The organism is Sphingopyxis sp. RIFCSPHIGHO2_12_FULL_65_19 (assembly GCF_001830555.1).
GTDB lineage: Bacteria > Pseudomonadota > Alphaproteobacteria > Sphingomonadales > Sphingomonadaceae > Sphingopyxis.
The window spans coordinates 143,913-149,432 of the sequence record NZ_MIAM01000015.1 but is presented as its reverse complement, the minus strand read 5'-3'; the positions used below and the strand labels follow the sequence as shown (position 1 = coordinate 149,432).

The window sequence follows — 5,520 nt, the reverse complement described above, 5'->3', positions numbered from 1 at the left end:
AAAACCGACGGGCTGATCTGCCTGACGGGCGGTGGCGAAGGTGCGCTTGCGCGATTGCTGTCGGGCGAGCAGGTGACGGCCGCGAATGATTATGTCGAGCAGCTCGAAGCGTTGTTCGCGGGGCGACTCTACATCGAACTGTCGCGGCGCGGCGAGGCCGCGGAGATGGCAGCCGAAAAGGCGTTGATCGACATGGCCTATGCCCGCGCGCTGCCGCTGGTTGCCACCAACCCCGCAAGTTTCGTCGAACCCAATTTCCACCCCGCGCACGATGCGATGCTGTGCATCGCGCAGTCGGCCTATGTCGAGAGCGAGGACCGCCGTGTGTCGAGCCCCGAGGCGTGGCTGAAGCCCGCCGAGGCGATGGAAGATTCCTTTTCGGATATGCCCGAGGCGATCCGCAACAGCCTGGTCGTTGCGCAGCGATGTGCCTTCATGGCGCCGAAACGCGCGCCGATCCTGCCCAGCCTTGCCGGTGACCGCGAGGGTGAGGCGGCACAGCTGGCTCGCGACGCGCGCGACGGTCTCGACGCACGGCTGGCGCATTATCCGGACTTGTCGGACGAGGAGCGCCAGGCCTATGTCGACCGGCTCGAATTCGAGGTCGGGGTCATCGTCCAGATGGGCTTTCCAGGATATTTCCTGATCGTTGCCGACTTCATCAAATGGGCGAAGATGCATGACATCCCCGTCGGTCCGGGGCGCGGGTCGGGGGCGGGCAGTGTGGTCGCCTGGGCGTTGACGATCACCGATCTCGATCCGCTCAAGCTGGGCTTGCTGTTTGAACGCTTCCTCAACCCCGAACGCGTGTCGATGCCCGACTTCGACATCGATTTCTGCGAAACCCGGCGCGGCGAAGTCATCCGCTATGTGCAGGAGAAGTACGGGCGCGATACCGTCGCACAGATCATCACCTTCGGTAAGCTGAAGGCACGCGCGGTACTCAAGGATACCGGGCGCGTGCTCCAGATGAGCTACGGGCAGGTCGACCGGCTCGCCAAGCTGGTGCCGAACCATCCGACCGATCCCTGGACGCTCGACCGCGCATTGAACGGCGTGTCCGAGCTGATGACCGAATATAAGCAGGACGACGGGGTCCGCCGCCTGTTCGACATGGCGAAGCAGCTCGAAGGCTTGCCGCGCCACAGTTCCACCCATGCTGCGGGCGTGGTGATCGGCGACCGGCCGCTCGACCAGCTCGTCCCGCTTTACCGCGACCCGCGTTCGGACATGCCGGTGACGCAGTTCGACATGAAATATGTCGAGAGCGCGGGGCTGGTGAAGTTCGACTTCCTGGGCCTCAAGACGCTGTCGGTGCTCAAGGAAGCGCGACGGTTGCTCGCGCTGCGCGGGATCGACGTCGATCTCGACGCGCTCGCCTGGGACGACAGCGCGGTCTATGAACTGCTCCAGCGCGGCGAAACGGTCGGGGTATTCCAGCTCGAATCCGAAGGTATGCGGCGCACGCTGTCGGCGGTGAAGCCGACCAATTTCGGCGACATCATCGCACTTGTCGCGCTCTATCGCCCCGGTCCGATGGACAATATCCCGCTGTTCGGCGCCCGCAAGAACGGGCGCGAGCCGATCGCTTATCCGCATCCGCTGCTCGAAGGCATCCTGGCCGAGACCTACGGCATCTTCGTCTATCAGGAACAGGTGATGCAGGCGGCGCAGATCCTGGCCGGCTACAGCCTTGGCGGCGCCGACCTGCTGCGCCGTGCGATGGGCAAGAAGGTCCAGGCCGAAATGGACGCCCAGCGCGAGACGTTTGTGAAGGGCTGCGGCGAGCATAACCAGATCGCGCCCAAGGCGGCGAACGAATTGTTCGACTTGATCGACAAGTTCGCGGGCTATGGCTTCAACAAGAGCCATGCGGCAGCCTATGCCTTGCTCTCCTACCAGACGGCGTGGCTGAAGGCGCATTATCCGCATGAATTTTTTGCGGCATCGATGTCGTTCGACAGCCATCAAACCGACAAGCTTTCGATCTTCATCGACGATCTGCGTCGGCTCGGCATTGACGCCGCGCCGCCGTCGATCAACGACAGCGAGGCCGATTTTTCGGTTGGACAAACCGACGAGGGGCTAGCGGTGCGCTATGCGCTTGGCGCGCTAAAAGGGGTCGGCGAAAAGGCAATGGAAGCGCTTGTCGCCGAACGACAGGCGAAAGGCGATTTTGCCTCGCTCGACGACTTCGCGAGCCGCATCGACCCGAAATTGCTCAACCGGCGCCAGATCGAGGCGCTGGCAGGGGCTGGCGCTTTCGATTGCGTCGAACCCGAACGTCCCCGCGCCTTTGCCGGGGCCGAGGCCCTGCTCGCCTGCGCGAACAGTTCGGCGCATGAACGGTCGACGGGGCAGGGCGGTCTGTTCGGCGGTGACATTGCGATCGCCCCGGCGCTGCAACTGCCCGCGGCAGAGCCCTGGACGCTCGCCGAACGAATGACGCGCGAGAAAGACGCGTTCGGCTTTTATTTCTCGTCGCATCCGGTCGAACAATATGAAGCGATCGTCGCTGCGCGCGGCGCGCGCACCTATGGCGACATTTGTGCCAATGTCGAAATGACCCCCGGCACGCGCATTCCGATGGTGATGGCCGGGATGGTCGAAAGCGCGCGGCCGCGCGTGTCGCAACGTGGCAATCGTTTCCTCAACCTGACGCTGTCCGATCGCAGCGGGCAGTTCCAGTCGAGCTGTTTCGACGAGGTGGCAAGCAAGACGCTCGAAGCGCTCGCCGCCGATGGAGGATGCGCGATGCTGTCGGTCGAACTCGACCTGCTGGAAGGCGAGGAAACGCCGCGCGTGACCGTGCGCGGCGCGCAGCCACTCGCCGATATCGCGGCCACCGCGGCGCTCCAGTTGGCGTGCCGCGTGGAGCTTCCCGACGCGATGGCAGAGATGGCGCGGCTGCTCGAAACACGCCCCGATGCCCGCGGCAAGGTCGTCGTGACGACCCGCGACCCGGCGACCGACGAGGATATCGGGATCGAGCTGGGGCGCAGGTTCGCGCTGGGGCCGGACACGGTCTCGCGTCTCGAAATGATTGCCGGCGTAACCGACGCCGCCCTTTCCCTGGTCGCGCCGCGCGATTTCAGGGTTCGGTAATCCCGTCACCCCTTGCATAGCAGGCATCTCCGGCCCTATTCCTCAATCGCAACGATATAAATTAGAGGATGCCGACCATGGGAATGCAGGGCCAGCCGCTGCTCGTTACCAGCCTGATCGACCATGCCGCGCGCGAACATGCGGCCCGCGAGATCGTGTCGCGCTGGGCGGATGGCAGCATGACGCGATCGACATGGGGAGAGGTTGGCAAGGATGCGCGCCGCTTCGCCGCCGCGATGACCAAGCTCGGGATGAAGAAGGGCGATCGTATCGCGACGCTCGCCATGAACCACGGCCACCATCTGGTCAGCTGGTACGGCAGCGCAGGCATGGGCGGGGTGCTCCACACGGTGAACCCGCGGCTTTTCGACGAGCAGCTCGTTTACATCATCAACCATGCCGAAGACCGCGTCCTGCTGTTCGACGCGATGTTCCTGCCGATTGTCGAACGGCTGCGCGACCAATTGCCGACGGTCGAGCATTTCATCCTGTTCGACGCCCCGGCGCGCGACGGATATTCGTCTTATCGCGATCTGATCGACGCCGAGGACGGCAGCTTTGAATGGGTCGAACTCGACGAACGCGATCCGGTCGGGCTTTGCTATACCAGCGGCACCACAGGCAACCCCAAGGGCGTGCTTTACGAACATCGCTCGAACGTCATCCACGCGATTACCGAGATCCAGCCCGATGTGTTCGACATGTCGAACCGCAGCGTGATCCTGCCGATCGTGCCGATGTTTCACGCCAACAGCTGGGGCATTCCCTTCGCGGCGGCGACCGTCGGGGCCAAGCTCGTCTTTTCGGCGACCAACGACGCGAAGACCCTCTGTGACCTGATGCATGACGAGGGTGTGACGCACAGCGCGGGCGTTCCGACCGTATGGCTTGCGATGTTCGGTCATATGGACGCGACGGGCATCGACTATGGCAAGTTGCAGCGCGTGATCATCGGCGGATCGGCGGCACCGCGAGCGATGATCGAGCGTTTCATGAACGCCGGGGTCGAGGTTGCGCACGCGTGGGGAATGACCGAAACCTCGCCGATCGGGACGATGGGCAAGCGACCGTGGAATTGGGACGAGATGAGCTTTGACGAGCGCGTTGACGTCGTGTGCCGTCAGGGGTGCCCACCGTTCGGGGTCGAACTGCGCATCGTCGATGACGAAGATAATGAACTGCCGCGCGACGGTGTAACAAGCGGGCGGCTGCAATGCCGCGGGCCGTGGATCATCCAACGCTATTTCAAGGCCGATACCGACGCCGCGGACGCCGATGGCTGGTTCGATACCGGCGACGTGTCTGTCATCCACCCCGACGGAGTCATGCAAATCACCGACCGCGCCAAGGACGTCATCAAGTCGGGCGGCGAGTGGATCAGCTCGATCGAGCTGGAAAATGCTGCAGTCGGGGCGCCGGGCGTCCAGGAGGCGGCGGCAGTCGGCGTCTATCACCCCAAATGGGACGAGCGGCCGATCCTGCTGATCGTCAGGAAGCCCGGCGCCGAGGCCAGCGAAGCGGCGATTGTCGATTATCTGAAGGACAAGGTCGCCAAATGGTGGTTGCCCGACGAGGTCATTTTTGTCGATGAGCTGCCGCATACCGCGACCGGCAAGATACTGAAGCGCCAGATCCGTGACGATTACAAGGATTACAAGCTGAAGTCGCTGGTAGCAGCGTAGCCGGACGACCGGGTCAGAACAGCTCCATTTGGCCGTCGCGTTCGGGCGGGCGGAACAGGTCGCTGCGGATCGGCGGGAAGCTTTTGTCCATATGATGTTCGCGGGCGGCGCGCTTCACCCGGGTGCGGATCAACTGCGCCCAGACGCCGTGCCCCTTCATGCGCGTGAAGAAATTGGGGTCGTTGTCGCGCCCGCCACGGATGTCCTGCACCATATGCATGACCTTGTCGGCGCGGTCGGGATAATGCGCGGCCAGCCAGGCGCGGAACAGCGGCGCGACTTCATGCGGCAGGCGCATCAATATGTAGGATGCACGGATCGCCCCTGCGTCCGCGGCTGCCGCCATGATCGCCTCGATCTCGTGATCGGTGATCGCCGGGATGATCGGCGAGATGTTGACCTGCGTCGGCACGCCTGCGTCGATCAGCTTGCGGATCGCGGCGAGGCGTCGGCGCGGGTGCGGCGCGCGCGGTTCGAGCGTCCGCGCGATGTGCGGGTCGAGTGTTGTCACCGACACCGCGACGCCGACCAGATTATCGCGCGCCATGTCGGCGAGCAGGTCGATATCGCGCAGCACCCGGTCAGACTTGGTCGTGATGATCAACGGGTGGCGGGTTTCGGCCAGCACCTCGATGATCGAACGGGTGACGCCCCATTCGCGCTCGATCGGCTGATAGCCGTCGGTGTTGGTCCCGATCGCGAGCGGCGCGGCGGTATAATTCCGTCTCGCCAG

The 5,520-nt window shown here is 63.9% G+C and carries 3 protein-coding genes; 2 read left to right on the top strand and 1 reads right to left on the bottom strand.

Features of this window, described 5'->3' with window-relative positions:
* Positions 1 to 3,105: DNA polymerase III subunit alpha (gene dnaE, locus A3E77_RS04590; RefSeq protein WP_293643658.1), on the top strand; the 3,105-nt coding region annotated here is incomplete at its 5' end.
* Between the two features lie 77 nt (positions 3,106 to 3,182).
* Entirely contained in the window at positions 3,183 to 4,787 is a 1,605-nt protein-coding gene (locus tag A3E77_RS04585; protein ID WP_293643654.1) for a long-chain fatty acid--CoA ligase, read from the top strand.
* A 13-nt stretch (positions 4,788 to 4,800) separates the two neighbouring features.
* Here the strand turns inward: A3E77_RS04585 and A3E77_RS04580 are convergent.
* A partial coding sequence (locus tag A3E77_RS04580) for a radical SAM protein (protein WP_293643653.1) occupies positions 4,801 to 5,520 on the bottom strand: 720 nt, incomplete at its 5' end.